The 16,731-nt window shown below is 40.1% G+C and carries 19 protein-coding genes; 1 reads left to right on the top strand and 18 read right to left on the bottom strand.

Going from position 1 to position 16,731, the window contains the following annotated elements; translation table 11 throughout:
* Nucleotides 1-38: 38 nt before the first annotated feature.
* Nucleotides 39-965, top strand: a complete 927-nt coding sequence (locus HWV03_RS05485; protein ID WP_211678839.1) for a patatin-like phospholipase family protein — start codon at nucleotides 39-41, stop codon at nucleotides 963-965.
* A 102-nt stretch (nucleotides 966-1,067) separates the two neighbouring features.
* On the opposite strand, the gene HWV03_RS05480 is transcribed toward HWV03_RS05485, so the two are convergent.
* From HWV03_RS05480 to cheY, 18 genes are all read right to left on the bottom strand, one after another.
* Nucleotides 1,068-1,817 (bottom strand): hypothetical protein, encoded by a 750-nt coding sequence (locus HWV03_RS05480; RefSeq protein ID WP_255547088.1) that lies wholly within the window; start codon nucleotides 1,815-1,817, stop codon nucleotides 1,068-1,070.
* A gap of 210 nt (nucleotides 1,818-2,027) precedes the next feature.
* Complete coding sequence (gene ccmI, locus HWV03_RS05475; RefSeq protein WP_211678838.1) at nucleotides 2,028-3,296, bottom strand: c-type cytochrome biogenesis protein CcmI; 1,269 nt, start codon at nucleotides 3,294-3,296, stop codon at nucleotides 2,028-2,030.
* Between the two features lies 1 nt (nucleotide 3,297).
* Complete coding sequence (locus HWV03_RS05470; protein WP_211678837.1) at nucleotides 3,298-3,765, bottom strand: cytochrome c-type biogenesis protein; 468 nt, start codon at nucleotides 3,763-3,765, stop codon at nucleotides 3,298-3,300.
* A 9-nt stretch (nucleotides 3,766-3,774) separates the two neighbouring features.
* On the bottom strand, nucleotides 3,775-4,323 hold the full coding sequence (locus HWV03_RS05465; RefSeq protein ID WP_211674435.1) for a DsbE family thiol:disulfide interchange protein: 549 nt from the start codon (nucleotides 4,321-4,323) through the stop codon (nucleotides 3,775-3,777).
* 14 nt (nucleotides 4,324-4,337) lie between these two features.
* The gene (locus HWV03_RS05460) at nucleotides 4,338-6,302 is read right to left on the bottom strand and encodes a heme lyase CcmF/NrfE family subunit (RefSeq protein ID WP_211678836.1); all 1,965 of its coding nucleotides are present in this window, start codon (nucleotides 6,300-6,302) and stop codon (nucleotides 4,338-4,340) included.
* An 11-nt stretch (nucleotides 6,303-6,313) separates the two neighbouring features.
* Nucleotides 6,314-6,793, bottom strand: a complete 480-nt coding sequence (ccmE, locus tag HWV03_RS05455) for a cytochrome c maturation protein CcmE (RefSeq protein ID WP_211678835.1) — start codon at nucleotides 6,791-6,793, stop codon at nucleotides 6,314-6,316.
* On the bottom strand, nucleotides 6,790-6,996 hold the full coding sequence (gene ccmD / locus HWV03_RS05450; protein ID WP_211674432.1) for a heme exporter protein CcmD: 207 nt from the start codon (nucleotides 6,994-6,996) through the stop codon (nucleotides 6,790-6,792). The genes ccmE and ccmD overlap by 4 nt, the downstream gene beginning before the upstream one ends.
* Before the next feature lies 1 nt (nucleotide 6,997).
* Entirely contained in the window at nucleotides 6,998-7,738 is a 741-nt protein-coding gene (locus tag HWV03_RS05445; protein WP_211678834.1) for a heme ABC transporter permease, read from the bottom strand.
* Nucleotides 7,739-7,823: 85 nt separating this feature from the next.
* Entirely contained in the window at nucleotides 7,824-8,492 is a 669-nt protein-coding gene (gene ccmB / locus HWV03_RS05440) for a heme exporter protein CcmB (RefSeq protein ID WP_211678833.1), read from the bottom strand.
* Nucleotide 8,493: 1 nt separating this feature from the next.
* Nucleotides 8,494-9,126 carry a cytochrome c biogenesis heme-transporting ATPase CcmA gene (gene ccmA, locus HWV03_RS05435; RefSeq protein WP_211678832.1) on the bottom strand — a complete coding sequence of 211 codons (633 nt, stop codon included), beginning with the start codon at nucleotides 9,124-9,126 and terminating at the stop codon, nucleotides 8,494-8,496.
* Nucleotides 9,127-9,229: 103 nt separating this feature from the next.
* Entirely contained in the window at nucleotides 9,230-9,643 is a 414-nt protein-coding gene (locus HWV03_RS05430; protein WP_211678831.1) for a DUF2802 domain-containing protein, read from the bottom strand.
* An 85-nt stretch (nucleotides 9,644-9,728) separates the two neighbouring features.
* Nucleotides 9,729-10,217 carry a chemotaxis protein CheW gene (locus tag HWV03_RS05425; RefSeq protein WP_211678830.1) on the bottom strand — a complete coding sequence of 163 codons (489 nt, stop codon included), beginning with the start codon at nucleotides 10,215-10,217 and terminating at the stop codon, nucleotides 9,729-9,731.
* 16 nt (nucleotides 10,218-10,233) lie between these two features.
* Nucleotides 10,234-11,229, bottom strand: coding sequence for a chemotaxis protein CheW (locus HWV03_RS05420; protein WP_211678829.1), 996 nt, complete (start codon nucleotides 11,227-11,229; stop codon nucleotides 10,234-10,236).
* Nucleotides 11,222-12,010 (bottom strand): ParA family protein, encoded by a 789-nt coding sequence (locus HWV03_RS05415; RefSeq protein WP_211678828.1) that lies wholly within the window; start codon nucleotides 12,008-12,010, stop codon nucleotides 11,222-11,224. Before HWV03_RS05415 ends, HWV03_RS05420 begins: the two co-directional genes overlap by 8 nt.
* A 26-nt stretch (nucleotides 12,011-12,036) precedes the next feature.
* Nucleotides 12,037-13,242, bottom strand: coding sequence for a protein-glutamate methylesterase/protein-glutamine glutaminase (locus HWV03_RS05410; RefSeq protein WP_211678827.1), 1,206 nt, complete (start codon nucleotides 13,240-13,242; stop codon nucleotides 12,037-12,039).
* 70 nt (nucleotides 13,243-13,312) lie between these two features.
* On the bottom strand, nucleotides 13,313-15,475 hold the full coding sequence (locus HWV03_RS05405) for a chemotaxis protein CheA (protein ID WP_211678826.1): 2,163 nt from the start codon (nucleotides 15,473-15,475) through the stop codon (nucleotides 13,313-13,315).
* 11 nt (nucleotides 15,476-15,486) lie between these two features.
* Nucleotides 15,487-16,239, bottom strand: coding sequence for a protein phosphatase CheZ (locus tag HWV03_RS05400; protein WP_211674422.1), 753 nt, complete (start codon nucleotides 16,237-16,239; stop codon nucleotides 15,487-15,489).
* 12 nt (nucleotides 16,240-16,251) lie between these two features.
* Nucleotides 16,252-16,635 carry a chemotaxis response regulator CheY gene (gene cheY, locus HWV03_RS05395; protein ID WP_017220961.1) on the bottom strand — a complete coding sequence of 128 codons (384 nt, stop codon included), beginning with the start codon at nucleotides 16,633-16,635 and terminating at the stop codon, nucleotides 16,252-16,254.
* Nucleotides 16,636-16,731: the final 96 nt, after the last annotated feature.

Here is a 16,731-nt window from a genome sequence, read left to right as displayed (position 1 = left end):
TTTTACGAGCCTTGAACAGGATGACTTTAGGAGTTTAAATGCCAGGTAAGCACCACTACTATTCAGCTATTCATTCCCAAGAAAACCGAGATTACAGAATTAATAAATCCAATTCCATTGCGCTTGTTGTCGAAGGTGGCGGTCAAAAAGGTATTTTCACTGCGGGGGTGCTAGATGCTTTTCTTAAAGAAAAATTTAATCCGTTTTCATTATTAATTGGTACATCGGCAGGCGCATTAAATCTTGCCTCCTATATTTGTGGACAATATCGACACGCCTATCGTGTGATTACAGAAGCCACAATGCATAAAAATTTCTTTAACATGCGCTCTTTTTTATTCGATAATAAAGGTATGGATCTTGATTGGTTGATTGAACAAACAAAAACAAAAATACCACTTGATTGGAACCGTGGTGATGAAAACATGAAAAACCGTGAAGTGTTAGTGACGGCGACTCAAGCTGATAATAACCAGGTGGATTATTTTGACTTATTTGGGGCTGGTTGGGAGCTGGCATTAAAAGCGAGTTGCTCTATTCCAGGCATTTATAATACACCAGCCACACTCGATAAATATCATTGGTTAGATGGTGGTGTGCAGGCGCCAATACCTTTAGAAGAAGTACATAGACGAGGCTATAAGCATATTGTTGTGATTAGAACGGCTCCGCCAGAGGTCAAAAGTGAACATAAATTTTTAGCTAAGCTAACACCGTATATTAAAAATTTAAAAACCAAAGAGATAGTGAATAACTTAATCGATCATGAAGAGTCGTATATCAGAGCTCAGATGTTTTTAGAGAGTCCACCAGAAGATGTTTCCATATACGAACTGCATCCAACTCAATTATTAAAATCAAAATTGATTGGTAGCAAGAAGACATCGCTTGATTATGATTATCAACAAGGACTTGATTGTGGTCGCCAATTTTTACAATCTTACCAAGGGATTGATATGTACTAATGATATAGAAGGCTGAGGGCTAAATACAGCGAAGCGAACGGCTCGGTATATCCAAGCAACTTCAAGATGCTTGGGTATATATTTAAGTCCTACAGGATTGGCTTAGTACTCGGATACATAGACATCGGGAAAATAGACAGCCCTGACCAACTGAGATTTAATTTCATCATTCAACAATACATGGAGCTCATATATTATATTGATAATACCACCTCGCAAGTCATTCACTTTTTCAGCAAGTTCTACACATGATAAATCTTGAGCTGAACATTTAGGATTGATAGCATCCTCATTATACTGAGCCAATTGTACTTGAAACAGATCCCAAGATTTCTTATTACTATCTAATTCTTTGCCGCCAGATAATATTGGAACCCACAATTTTATTTTGTCTTCTAAAGAAGCAGGGCTTCCTTGAGCGTCTTCTAACTTGTCTTCATTTTCAGCATTGTAGCATTCAGCTTTAAGGTATAAATATGATGCTAAAGATGCGAACAGTTTGGCAATACATGCGTGGTAGGCTGCAATATCAGCGTTGTTAATCGCTGAATTACGGTATTCCAGTGCTGACTCAAATTCACTTTGATAATCACTTACATTGATAATGCCTGCACCGCTGATGTAGACCTTGCTATCCATCGTATTTTCGACAAATGGCACCGTATATCCCCAATCTCGCGTATCTGAAATTAAACGTTTAAAAGGATATTTATTCTGCTCGAACCACTGCTCAATTGTTTTATTTTTCAGTCCATCAGTCAAACTTCGATTTGAGTGGTCACTATACTTCACCAGATCAAAAATTAGCTTTTTCGCTTGTTTCTCTGAAATTTTAATTCTTACGTTTAGCACTAACAGCTCCTTCGATGCTGCTTAACGCCTTATCAACTGGCGTGCAGCGTAATATTTTTTGGAATTTCATCATAAACTTTTTGTCAGTGTTTAATTTAAAAACCAGATAACAGATACCAAAAAGCCCTGCGGATATTATATAAATAATTTCCGCAGGGCTGATTAACAAGCGCTAATAAGACGTTACAACATCAGTAACATCTTATTTAATTAACGACTAAAATTAAGCGTCACTGAACGTGAATCGCCTTCATTAACAATCACAATATTACTATTGATGTCATCATCTTTCGTCATCACATTCTCATCTTGAGAAAGCTTCGCGCTCACTTTAATCGATGGGAATTGTGACATCTTCATTTGCGCCATCATCGCATCACTATCTGATAATGAGATAGTTAATGGGAATGTTGGGTTCGTGATACGTTTAACAGCCAGTGGCGCTTTAGGACCCGCTGCCGCTTGCACGTAAATATACAAGTAACCTTTAAGCTTCGCTTGGTCAGAAGTGATACTGATCGTCACTTGCTCATTACCCGCCGCGGCTTCATTTGCGGCTGCTGCAGGTCGGCTATCCGTTGCAGTATCAGCAATAGCTGGAGCTGTACCACCTTTCGCTTCAATCTGTTTTCTTGCGTATTCAATACTACCTTTAATCATCTCGATACGATCTGGTTGACCAGCAAGTAACGGTAACATACGTTGCCATTGCTCGATTGCGCCAAGGTAATCTTGGTTTTCTAACGCCATGAACGCAGACGTAGATAATACTTCGATATCACCAGGCTTTTCTTTTTTCAGACCCATCAATATTTTACGTGCTAAGTTATTTTTATCTGGATCATCACTCAGCATTAATGCTTGCGCATAACCTGTCACAATAGATGTGTTCATCGGTGCGAGTTTATACGCACGATCCATCGCAATGAATGCCGCGTTTGGATCACCTAAGGCAACGTTTAAGCGACCCAATAATAACCAACCAAATTCATTGTCCGGCTCTTCTATCATCTTAGTAGTCAATGCTAGCTTAAAGTCTGAGATCTCTTGATCAGTAACTATATCACCTTCATTCATTACGCGATTTGTTAGCTCAGGTAAACGTGAATATACATCTTCCCAGTTAGCTACCTTGTCACGTGCACCTAATGTCAGATACATAGACACAGAGAAAACAACTAAAAACACTACACCAGCAAGCCAGATAAATGGTGAGTGAGCTGTATTAACTTTAGCAACTTTCTCATCAAGAACGTCGTCCAATAGACCACGTTGCATTTCATCAATAAACTCTTCGCTTTTGTCTAACAAACCTTGATCTTCATCGTCAACCAATTCACTAATTCGACTTTTATAAAGGTCTTTGTTTAATTGGTCTCGTGTCGCGCCAGTTAATTTGCTCTTACCCGTAACAGGGATAACAAATGCCAGCGCAGCAACGATCACCATTACAATACTTACTATCCAAAATAACAACATGCTATTTCTCGCTATCCTTTAAAATTTTGGCCAAACGGTCTTTCTCCGCACTCGATAACTCTTCGTCGCGATCGTCCGTTTCAACACTGACTTTACGACGGCTGTTACGAACAATAATCAGACCACCAAATAGTATAAACAAACCTGGACCAACCCATAAAATGGCTGTACCTAAAGTTACTGGCGGCTTGTAGAGAACAAAGTTGCCAAATCGGTCAATCCAATAAGTAACAATCTCATCTTCTTCCTTACCATCAACAACCATGTTGTAAGTTTTTTGACGCATGTCTTTAGCAATCGAGGCATTCGAGTCCGCAAGGTTATTATTTTGACATTTAGGACAGCGTAACTCTGCCGTTAATGTTCTAAACAAGGCTTCTTGCTCTTCAGTCTCAAAGTCATAGACATCAATAACCGCAGCAACACTGAAACTGAGCATTAAAGTCATTAATACGAATATTTTTTTCATCTTAAGTCCTTATTTCAATTGCTCATAAACAGCTTTCAATTCACCATTCCAATTACGCGGGTTAATGTCACCTACGTGCTTGTATTGGATAATACCTTTACTGTCGATGAAAAAGGTTTCAGGCGCGCCGTAAACACCCAGATCAAGACCAAGCATACCATCAGGATCATAAAGACTGATCTTGTATGGATTATCTAACTCGTCTAACCATTTCAACGCTTTTTTACGTTCGTCTTTGTAATTCATACCAACAATATAAACACCGTCTTCAGCCAGTTCATTTAAGTACTTATGCTCGGAATAACACGTTGGACACCACGTTGCCCATACGTTTAACAGCATAGGTTTACCTGACAGCACACTTTTATCATGCTGCAACTCGGGTTCAACTAAATCGTTTAATGCAAACTCAGGAACAGGTCGACCAATAAAGGTCGACTCTAAAACGGTAGCGTCACGAAATAAGCCAATGTAAAGGAATATAGACACACATAAAAATACAATTAAGGGTATTAGTCGTGTCATTAACTGTTTCTTTTTTTTCACATCATTAGTCATTATACTTGTCCTAATTATTGCGCTTTCGCTACACGTTTATTCACAAAACGATAACGGCGATCAGATACAGCTAATAAACCACCGATAGCCATGACTAAGCCACCCCACCAGATGAAACGAATGAAGGGTTCGTAGTAGATACGAATTGCCCATGAGTCATCTTTTAACTGTTCACCCAATGCGATATAAAGGTCACGAGTGATACCCCAATCAATCGCAGCTTCAGTCATTGGCATGCCACGTTGAGCTAAGTAGTTACGTTTCTCTGCGCGTAATACCGTCTCAAACTTACCGTTTTTACTGACCTTAAATACCGCTTCATAGCCTTCGTAGTTCGCACCATTTGATTCAGCAATACGCTCGAACTCGAATAAGTAATCCGCAAAGACAACTTCATCGCCCGGTAGCATACGTAAGTCTTTTTCGATTTTGTAATTCTGAGTTGCAGAAATACCAATCAGCATCATCGCTAGACCAACGTGACCAAGTACCATCGCCCAATGGCTACGACCTAGTTTAATCACACCAGACGCAAAACTATGGCGATGCGTTGCACGGATATACACTTCTAGCGCACTGGTGATAATCACCCAAAAAGCTAATGCAAAACCAATAACAGCAACAATCTTAATTTTGTCCGCAAAGATTGCCGGTAACGCAACGGCTAACACGATACTCGCGACGGCAATTACCGCTAACTGTTTAAACAGTGGACGTAAATCTGCTTCTTGCTTCTTCCAACGTAATAACGGAGCAACACCCAAGGCAATTGCAAACGGAATTATCATGTAGAAGAAAATATTATTAAAGAATGGTACACCGATTGAAATCGAGCCCATACCCAGCTCTTTATGTACCAGTGGTAATAAAGTACCAATCAGTACAACTAATAGCGCTGCAATTAATAATACGTTATTCACCAACAAGAAAGTTTCACGAGAAAACAGACCGTATTTACCACGACTCTTAATCTCTGAACCTTTTACTGCGAAAAGCAGTAATGAACCACCAACAACCGCAATTAAGAAGGCTAAAATAAACAAACCACGCGCAGGATCTGACGCAAAAGCATGCACAGATACCAATACACCAGAACGAACTAAGAAGGTACCTAATAGACTCAAACTAAAGGCCGCAATCGATAATAGTACAGTCCATGATTTAAACACACCACGCTTTTCACTTACAGCAAGTGAGTGAATCAACGCAGTACCTGCAAGCCAAGGCATAAATGATGAATTCTCTACAGGATCCCAGAACCACCAACCACCCCAGCCGAGTTCATAATAAGCCCACCAACTACCCAATGCGATACCAGCAGTTAGAAATACCCAAGCAACTAATGTCCAAGGACGAGACCAACGCGCCCATGCCGAATCAAGACGACCAGCCATCAAGGCCGCAATCGCAAAAGAAAAAGCAACAGAAAAACCAACATACCCCATGTATAACATCGGTGGATGGAAAATCAGGCCAACATCTTGGAGTAATGGATTTAAGTCATTACCATCGAGCGGTAAGTAAGGCAAAGTACGATCAAATGGATTTGACGTTAACAAAATAAACAAGTTAAAACCAATCGCTATCATACCCATCACAGAAAGCACGCGAGCGAGTGCAACCTTCGGAATACCACGGCTAAACACCGCCACAGCAGCAGTCCAAATAGCTAACGTTAAAGACCAAAGTAATAATGACCCTTCATGACCGCCCCACACAGCAGATATTTTATACTGTATCGGTAATAATGAATTTGAGTTAGTTGCAACATAACCGACTGAAAAATCATCAGTCGCGAATGAGTAAGCTAAAACAGAAAATGAAAGACTCATTAGCAAAAATTGCATAATAGCTAATGGTTTAGCACTATTAATCATACCAGGATGATTAATCTTTGCGCCTATAAGTGGATAAATTGCCAGCAAGAACGACAACGCCGTCGCTACAATTAAACTAAAATGTCCTATCTCAGGAATCATTACAAACTACCTTATTTAGTTTCGTTACCGTATTCAGGTTTCATATGCTTAATGCCTTTAATTGCTTCAGCAACTTCGGGTGGCATATATTCTTCGTCATGTTTAGCAAGTACTTCAGACGCGGTAATCACATTCGCGGACTTTAGTACACCTTGTGCAACAATCCCTTGCCCTTCACGGAATAAATCGGGCAAAATACCTTCGTATTCCAGTGTAACCAAGCCACCTCTATCATCACTTAAGACAAAGCTAACTTTAAGATCTTCCATATTACGTTTAACAGTGCCAGGCATTACTAAGCCACCAATACGTAAACGCTGACCGATTTCAGGCTTGACCTTATCTTCACCTAAGCCTTCAACAAGTTGAGTCGGCGTGTAAAATAAATCAATGTTCTGTTTTAATGCGTATAGAACAAGGCCTGTCATACTACCTAAACCAATGATAATCACCAGAGCAATAGATAAGCGTTTTTTACGTCTTGGATTCATAGAGTATTCTCCATTTTTTCAGCAGCGCGCATTCGCTGAATACGTTGATGCTTATTTTTAATTTCGTTAATAATTTGGCGACGTTTGACAATAGTACTTACCGTTAATGCGCCTAAGGTCAATACGCTAAAAGCGACCGCTAGCCAGACATAAAAGCCATAACCACCCATCGCTAAAAAAGCAGAAAAGCTATCAAATTGCATGTTACTTGTCCTCGATAAATAATTTTTTCACCCAAGGTCTGTGCGACTCACGGGTAATTAACTCATTTCTAAAGCGCATCAAGGTCAAGGTTCCAAACAGTAAACCAAAGCCTAATAAGTTAATAAGTAATGGCCACAACATATCAGTATCCATCGACGGTTTATCGAATTTACTAATAGTGGCTTTTTGATGTAGGGTGTTCCACCATTCAACAGAGTAATGAATGATAGGTAAGTTAATCACGCCAACTAAGGCAAGGATACCCGCAGCACGACCAGCTAATAATTTGTCGCTAAATGCACCATAAATTGCAATAACGCCAAGGTATAAGAATAATAGAATAAGTTCAGATGTTAAACGCGCATCCCATACCCACCAAGCACCCCACATAGGTTTCCCCCATACAGCGCCAGTGAATAATGCTATAGCTGTAAATACCGCACCAATCGGTGCTATCGCAGCAACAGCCATATCTGCCATTTTTAATTGCCATACCAAGCCAATAAAAGCAGCAATGGCCATACTTAAGTATGCACCCATTGATAATGAGGCAGCTGGTACATGCAGATAAATAATACGGAAACTATCGCCTTGTTGATAATCAGCGGGCGCGAATGCAAAACCCCAAATCATTCCAATTGTCAGTGATATAGCACTAAATAGTGCAAACCAAGGCAACATTTTACCAGCTAAGTTATAACTTTTTTCTGGTTTCGCATAAGGATGGAGCCATTTCCACATATTAAACTCTCTACATTAATGACGGCCCAATTATATGAACCTATACAGTGATTGAAACTAACTTTACTTATCTTTAACTAACAATTTAACTCAAACTAACCCGTAATGACGCCGCTATTGCAAACGGTGATAAAGTAACTGATGCAACAAGCATCGCCCCTAAAATCGCCACAGGTCCAGAATAAGATACGCCAAAACTCGCCGCATCAATGGCACTGGTTGCAAAAATCAATACCGGAATAAATAATGGTAAAATAAGCAAACTCAGTAATACCCCACCTTTACGTAAACCGACCGTCAACGCCACGCCAATCGCACCAACAAAACTCAGCACTGGCGTACCGAGCAACAAGGTAATAAAAGTAGCCATGAAGGTATTCGCATCTAATGACAAAAACACTGCCAACAAAGGCGATACAAATAATATAGGTAAGCCAGTCAGTAACCAATGTGCAACCACTTTTGCCGACACAATGACACCTAACGGGGTCTCCGTTAGCATCAACTGCTCTAATGAACCATCGAGGAAGTCATCTCGAAATAAACGTTCCATCGACAATAGCGCCGATAATAATGCCGCGACCCAGATAACGCCAGGGGCAATACGCAATAATAAGTTTGGCTCAGGGCCTATTCCTAGCGGAAAAAGGGTAATCACAATAATAAAGAACCAGAGTGGATTTAAAATATCTGATTTACGACGAAAAGCCGTGATCAATTCACGCTTTATCACCTGTATAAAAACAGCAAACATATTAATACTCAGTTAAGTGGTGACGGGTTAAGGTGATCTTACGTAAACGTCCCGCAGAAAATTGTAAATCTTGGTGTGTTGTCAGAATAACGCAGCCACCTTTATCGGCATGAGCTAAAAATAAACGCTCTAATACTTTCACGCCATTTTTATCAATAGCAGTAAAAGGTTCATCAAGGATCCACAACTTTTTATCCGACAGCCATAGGCGCGCTAAAGCAATACGACGTTGCTGTCCTGCTGAAAGGTGACACGCTAATTGATCTTCATAACCAGCAAGGCCGACTTGTGCAAGCGCTTCCCAAATTTTATCTTTGGCGACAGTTTTATGCATGGCATGGTAAAAAAATAGATTTTCGAATGCGGTCAGTTCAGCTTTTACTCCGGGTAAATGACCAAGGTAGAGTAAGTCTTGATGATAGCTCTCACGATCTTCTAAGGTATTGCTTTTCTGCCAAAGAATATGGCCATCTGCTGGCGATGAAAGTCCGGCTAATAAACGCAGTAAACTGGTTTTACCTACGCCATTCGGGCCTTCTATTTGAATTATTTCACCACTAGAAGCGGTGAAACTAAGATCAGAAAACAACACATTATCTTCACGTATACAGCTTAACTTAACAACTTCCAACATACTTTTTTATTCTTTCAGCATCAACCTGAGCGAATATTAACATATTCCTGCTTTAAGCATAATTAAGCTATATCAATAACCGGTCAAATATAATCAATTAAAGCTACTTTTTATGGAAACTTAATAATAATTCGGCTTCTGCGCGTGGTAGTTCGCACTCACGCATGATTTCTTCAAGAGTCGCGCCAAGTTCAACAAGCTTCACTGCGCGCGTATAAAAACGGCTAGCAGGATCTTGCTGTTCGTGTGTAGTCATCTCTTCTTTCATTTCATCTTGCTGGTATTTAGTTTGCTGTAATTCCGAAGCCATGCCTTGAATTGCACCACCAAGATTAATATTTGAAGTACTTAACTCAATGATACGCTTTTGAAGAGAGTCTCTTGATTTAGATAAATCTTTAAGCAATAAATTATGCGTTGCCTGTAATTTGGTTAACTTACGAAGCAATAAAACGTAGCCAATAACCGCAGCAACAGCTGCTGTAAGCGCAACGCCTGACAAAATCAAAGCAAGCATATTGAGTCCTTCAATAAAATAGCAATTAAAAAAGCACTGTAACAATCATTACAGTGCTTTTCTAGATAGGAATAAGGAATTAAGCTTACATACCGCTTAATTCCTCCCATTCCTCATCACTTAAAAATTTATTCAAATCAACAAGGATGAGTAACTCACCGTCACGGTTCGATACACCTTGGATGAATTTAGCGCTTTCATCAGTACCTACATTAGGTGCCATATCGATTTCTGAAGAACGTAGATATACGACTTCAGCAACACCGTCAACGAGTATACCAATCACTTGTTTTTCAGCTTCGATGATGACAATACGTGAGTTTTCACTCACTTCTGATGGCATCAAACCAAAACGTACACGTGTATCAATCACAGTGACAACATTACCACGTAAATTAATAATACCAATCACATAGTTTGGTGCACCAGGCACTGGAGCAATTTCTGTATAGCGTAATACTTCTTGTACTTGCATTACGTTAATACCGTAGACTTCATTCTCTAACTTGAATGTAACCCATTGTAATACTTCATCTTCAGCTACATTTTCCACTAGGTTTCGAGACTGACTCATGTTTTATTTCCTTCTACTATTGCCCATGAATATTGATGCCATTATCCAGCAATTTAATCATTTCGGTTACGTGTAATAATACGCACATGCGGGATTTAACCATGCCAGCTAACCAAGGTCGACTACCAGGTGTACTTCGCCATTTAATATCATTACTGTTTAAAGTTTCAGTACCATGCAGGCTTTCGCAGCCTAGTACCCAATTCGACTGACTCAATTGGATCTGATATTTATAATCTATCTCGCCCATATTTTGCTCTGGCATAACCCATTGTGCAGTATCGACAACACTCAATTTCTGCTCTCGGTGCTGCATAAGACCTAAATACCAACCCGGTTTACCAAATAAGCTGTTTATTGTTTCGGTTTGATGAATACCACCAAGCTCGGTCAATGGCACCGCAAAAATAACACCTGCGACTTCAAAGAACAGCGCTTGAAAGTGCTCTTCTAACTCAATATTCTTCCATTGTTCAACAGGTTCAGATTCCTGTACTCGCTCAACGTCCGATCCTGACACACTTTCCGCATGATTATCTAGGATAGTATTACTTTCTGCAGGCTCAATGATTAGCGCTGTTTCACTAACGATAATATCTGTAGGTGTGATAGTTATCATAGTATCAGTGCTTTCAGTTTCAACATCAACATCAACATCAACATCAGGAACAGTCTGTATTACTGTCGCATCGACATTATCTAATACCGATAAATCAATATCCGCCAAGTCAATATCAATGACAGAGCCTAACAACTGATCTAAATCGCTTAATGACCCCGAACCATCTGGTTCAGGTATTTTAAAGTCACTTTTTATCGTTGGCTCAATTTCAGAAAATAAGGGTGCAAACACTTTCTGCGGATCTTTTGTTAACTCTTTTTTTAATGTGGGTTTGAGCACTACCGTTTGTTCTACAGCAGCCTTAGCATCCTGTGTTTTTTCAACAACAGGCTCAGATAGCATGGATGTAAAATAATCATCCAACGCAGAATGCTTTGCGTGCTTATCCATACATTCGGTCCTGTTCTGCCTCAATCAGTAAATCTTGTAGTAATGCGGCATAAGCTGCGACACCTCGGCTACTTCGAGTATACATAGATGGCGGCATATGTTTTAAGCTAGCATTTCTAAATTGTGTATCTACAGGGATCACAGCTCGCCAAACATTGCTGCTATAATTGTTCTGCAAGGTTTGTAACGATATCAACGATGCTTTAGTTCGCCGATCAAACATGGTGGGAATGACCGTATACTGAAATTTATTAGCACAACTACGCTGCATAATTTCAAAGGTTTTCACCATGCGGTCTAAGCCCTTTAATGCTAAGAACTCGGTCTGTACTGGCACTAAAATACGATCACAACTGGCGAGTGCATTCACCATCATCACGCCCAATACAGGCGGACAATCAATAAGTACAAAATCATAATCATCGGTAACTAAAGTAATAATATTCTTAAGAATAAGTCCCATACCATCACGATGCCCTAATGTTCTATCTAACGTGGCCAGTGACATTGTGGCAGGTAATAAATTAATGCCGCTATAAGGCGTTTCTATTATCGCATTATGAACCAGCTCTGCATCCAATTTGGCTGCGACAAAAAGGTCAAACAATCCGACAGTTAAATCATCACTATCATAATTTAGATAACTGGTTAATGATGCATGCGGATCCGTATCGATCAATAATACTCGCTGCCCCTGTTCTGCCAGTAAGCCTGCTAAAGAGATTGCAGTTGTCGTTTTACCAACACCACCTTTTTGATTAGCAACAGTCCAAACTTTCAACTTTACCCTACCTTGTCTGCATGTCGTTATCGACAGCCAACTTCAATATTAATACGCTCTGCAATTTGTTGCAGATTCACCTGTTCATCAGCTAAACCAGCGTTCACAATTGCTTGTGGCATACCATAAACAACACAAGACTGTGCATCTTGCGCCCATATCGTACTGCCTTTTTGTTTTAGTAATTTAGCACCATCACGTCCATCTGCGCCCATACCCGTGAGTACAATCGCTAATACTTTATCGTGATATGACTGAGCCGCAGAACCAAATGAAATATCAACACTCGGTTTATAATTAATCCCCGCAGGACTTTCCATTACTTTTAAAGTAAAACCACCCGCTTTGCTTTCAATCAGCACCTGCTTACCACCAGGCGCTAAATAGGCAACCCCAGGCTGTAAACGATCACCATGCTCAGCTTCTTTTACTTTAATTTGGCATAAGGTATTCAGTCGTGCAGCAAATGCAGCAGTAAAGGTAGCAGGCATATGTTGAATTAACAAAATAGGCAGAGGAAAATCACTGCGCAAAGGCGTTAATACATTTTGTAATGCCACAGGACCGCCGGTCGAAGCACCGATAGCCATTAAACTGTATTTTTTACCTGATGCACGTTTTCTTACACGGCCTGCAGTAACTGGCGTTCGAGCTTCAACTGCCGCGTTATCGACATGAGCAACATGCCTCACATTCACCGAATTCGCCGAATGTAATCGACTTGCATCAGCACTTTTACGCGGTAACGTTGCTGTATTAATACGATTATCAGCTGCGACTGTCGCGCTGCGAACTGCTGTCGCTGGTGAAATACGCGGTGTTCTCAATAAACTTCTACGTTTACTAATTTCTTTAATGTTTTGTTGTAGTAATCGAACCGCTTCCGCTTTGTCTTTGGCTATATCTTCAAATTTTTTCGGTAAGAAGTTAGCCGCTCCCGCTTCTAATGCTGCAATCGTTGACTTAGCACCTTGATGTGTCAATGACGAAAACATTAAAATGGGTGTAGGTGTATCTTTCATGATCGCTTTAACAGCGGAAATACCATCAAGAACCGGCATTTCAATATCCATGGTGATCACGTCAGGACGTAAAGACTTCGCTTTAGTAATAGCCTCTTCACCATTTTTAGCAGTATCAATCACTTCCATTTCAGGATCTGCATTAATGATTTCACTTACTCTACGTCTGAAAAAACTGGAATCATCAACGACTAAAACTTTTATTTTCATCTAATCTATCTACTTCAATGTGTTTACTTCAATGTAAAAGCACACAGGGGTTTCCCCCTGCATCAACAAATTAGCGTTTTGCGTAATGATTTAAGAGACTTGGAATATCTAAAATCAGCGCAATACCACCATCACTGGTGATTGTGGCTCCCGCCATACCCGGCGTGCCTTGCAATAAGTTATCTAACGCTTTAATAACAACTTCTTCTTGCCCAATAAGGCTATCGACAACAAAGCCAACTTGCTTAATACCGAGCTGAACAATAACCACATGCCCTAATCCACGATTATTACGCGTAGTGGCTTGTGGGTCCATTTTAGTTAACCAATCCTGCAGATAAAATAATGGGATCGCTTTTTCTCTGACAATAATGGTCAATTGGTTATCGACTACATGGGTTTTATTTAAATCCAAGTGGAAGATTTCATTCACACTCGTCAATGGTAAAGCAAAGATTTGCTTACCCACCTCGACCATCAAGGTTGGTAAAATCGCCAGTGTTAACGGCACTTTAATTTCAATCGTTGTGCCAGTACCCAATTTTGAGTCGATCGAGATTGTACCATTAAGTTTACTGATACCCGTCTTAACCACATCCATACCAACACCACGACCAGAAATGTCTGATATCTGATCTTTGGTTGAGAAACCTGGAGCAAAAATAAGGTTGTATGCTTCGTTATCTGAGATCCTTGCTGCGGCATCAGCATCAAGTACACCACGGTTAACCGCAATATCTTTTAATCGTTCAGGGTCCATACCCGCACCATCATCTACAATTTTGAGACGAATATGATCGCCCTCTTGCGATGCTGATAAGGTAATCTTCCCTTGTCGCGGTTTGCCATTTTTTTCACGTACATCTGGCATTTCAACGCCATGATCCACCGAGTTTCTCACTAAGTGAACCAGTGGATCAGCAAGTGCTTCCACTAAGTTTTTATCTAAATCGGTTTCTTCACCAATCATTTCAAGATTAATGTCTTTTGATAAACTACGCGCTAAATCACGTACGACACGCGGGAAACGACCAAACACTTTTTTGATTGGCTGCATACGTGTTTTCATTACCGCACCTTGCAAGTCGGCAGTAACAACATCAAGATTAGACACAGCTTTCGTCATATCTTCATCATTACTTGAAATACCTAAACTCACCAAACGATTACGGACAAGGACTAACTCACCGACCATATTCATTATTTCATCGAGAGTCCGAGTATCTACACGCACTGTTGAATCAACTTGTGGCTTCGCTTTTTTCTCTGCTTTTACAGCCACGGTTTCAGTCGATATTGTTGCAGCTGGAGCCACTTTTTCTACTGGTGTAGCAACCGCAGTTGCAGTTTGTGCAACAGGCGTGGGCTTGATATCTGCCACAGAATCAGCAACATTAACTACATTCTTGATTGCTGCAGCTGCACTCGGTGCATTACCCTTACCGTATAATTCATCCAGTAAGTTTTCAAAATCATCGTCATTGAGTTCACCGCTACTAGCAGCCGGCGTAGCAACAACAGGCGCTGACGTTGCTTTTATATTCGTCGCGCTAGCATGCTGACCAACACCGTGCAGATCATCAAGTAGTTTTTCAAATTCATCATCTGTAAAATCTGAATTGGAACTGGTCGCGACAGTTGCAGTCGTAGGCTTCGAATCAGCAGTATTTATTGCTGTAGGAGCTGTACCTTTACCGTGTAGTTCATCAAGCAATTGTTCAAATTCAAGTTCTGACATACCATCGATATCAGAACTATTTGCTGATACGGCAGGTACTGCGACCTTCGGAGCTTCAACCTTCGGGGCTTCAACAACAGTTTCTATCACTGCTGCTGGAGTCGCTTCAGGTTGGGTAAGCAAATGAAGTTGATGAATTAATTCCGCATCTGCAGCAATTAATGGTTCACGCTCTTGAATCGCTACAAACATCACATTGACACAATCCAAAGATTTAAGAATGACATCCATGAGCTCTGGTGTTACTGTTCTTAAGCCATTACGCAGGCTATCGAACACATTTTCTGCACCATGGCAAATATCAACCAATTCTGATAATGCTAAAAATCCTGCGCCACCTTTAACGGTATGAAAGCCCCTAAAAATTGCATTAAGTAACTCAGCGTCTTCTGGGCTTTTTTCTAAATCAACGAGTTGTTCAGAGAGTAGCTCCAGAATTTCAGATGCTTCAATCAGGAAGTCCTGTAGAATATCTTCATCAACATCAAAGCTCATCAATATCTCCCTTAAAATCCTAAACTTGATAATAAATCATCAACATCATTTTGGCCGTCTAGTACATCAACGCGTTCACTCGCATTCATGATTGGACCTTCCGCCTCAATGCCACTTATTTCACTTTTAACTGATTCTGTCATTACATTTAGTGGTTTTGAAGCCTCACCAAACATAGTCAACATTTCAACTAATTTAACTTCAACTTCTTGTACTAAATTGATCACGCGACGGATCATTTGACCAGTCAAATCTTGAAAATCTTGCGCCATGAGAATTTCAGTTAAATACTGTCTTAAACTATCGGCATCAGATACTGAAACTTGAAGAAAATCGTCTAATAATTTACAAAGTTCTTTAAATTGACCCAATTGTAAATCACGACTCATCAAGTTCTTCCAATTTGGCATCACTTGTTGAATGCGGTCGTTAAAACTATCAGCAATTGGTAAGCAGGATTCAACTGCATCCATCGTTCTGTTTGCCGCTTTATCCGTCATCTCAATAACATAATTCAAACGCTCTCGAGCATCAGGAAACTCATCGTTAGCTAAGCTTTCAATACGTGTATCTAACTGGAAATCTTCTAATGAATCATGTAATTGACGTGTTAACACACCCACTTTTTCAAATAGTGCATCTGAATTTGTATTCTGAATTTTAGTAATTATTTCATTTGCCATTTCTACCTGACCACACTCTAGCAGTGTCACCAGTTCTTTAGCGTCTTCTAATGAAATCAACGATTCTTGTTGTTCACTCATGCGCATCCTTGCTTATTGAATTCGTTCGAAGATCTTCTCTAATTTTTCTTTTAGTGTCGCCGCTGTAAATGGTTTAATAATGTAACCATTCACACCTGATTGAGCAGCTTCAATAATCTGTTCACGCTTCGCTTCAGCCGTAACCATTAGTACTGGGATATGACATAGCGCTTGGTCTTTACGGATCTCTTTAAGTAGATCAATACCTTGCATACCAGGCATATTCCAATCAGTGACAACAAAATCATAATCGCCATTTTTTAGCATAGGTAATGCCGTGTTGCCGTCGTCCGCCTCATAGGTATTGCTAAAACCAAGATCACGAAGTAAGTTTTTAATGATGCGTCTCATCGTAGAAAAATCATCGACAATAAGAATTTTAATTTGCTTTTTCAAGTTGTTCTCCAAAATAAGTAATTACAATATTCACAGTCCCTGATCCCATAAATATCTTACTTCAATATTCAAGTACTAGATAAATAGTACCAATTA

This window comes from Moritella sp. 36 (genome assembly GCF_018219415.1).
Classification (GTDB): Bacteria; Pseudomonadota; Gammaproteobacteria; order Enterobacterales; family Moritellaceae; genus Moritella.
Note: the sequence above shows the minus strand (reverse complement) of the source record. Positions and strands in the feature narration are given on the sequence as shown.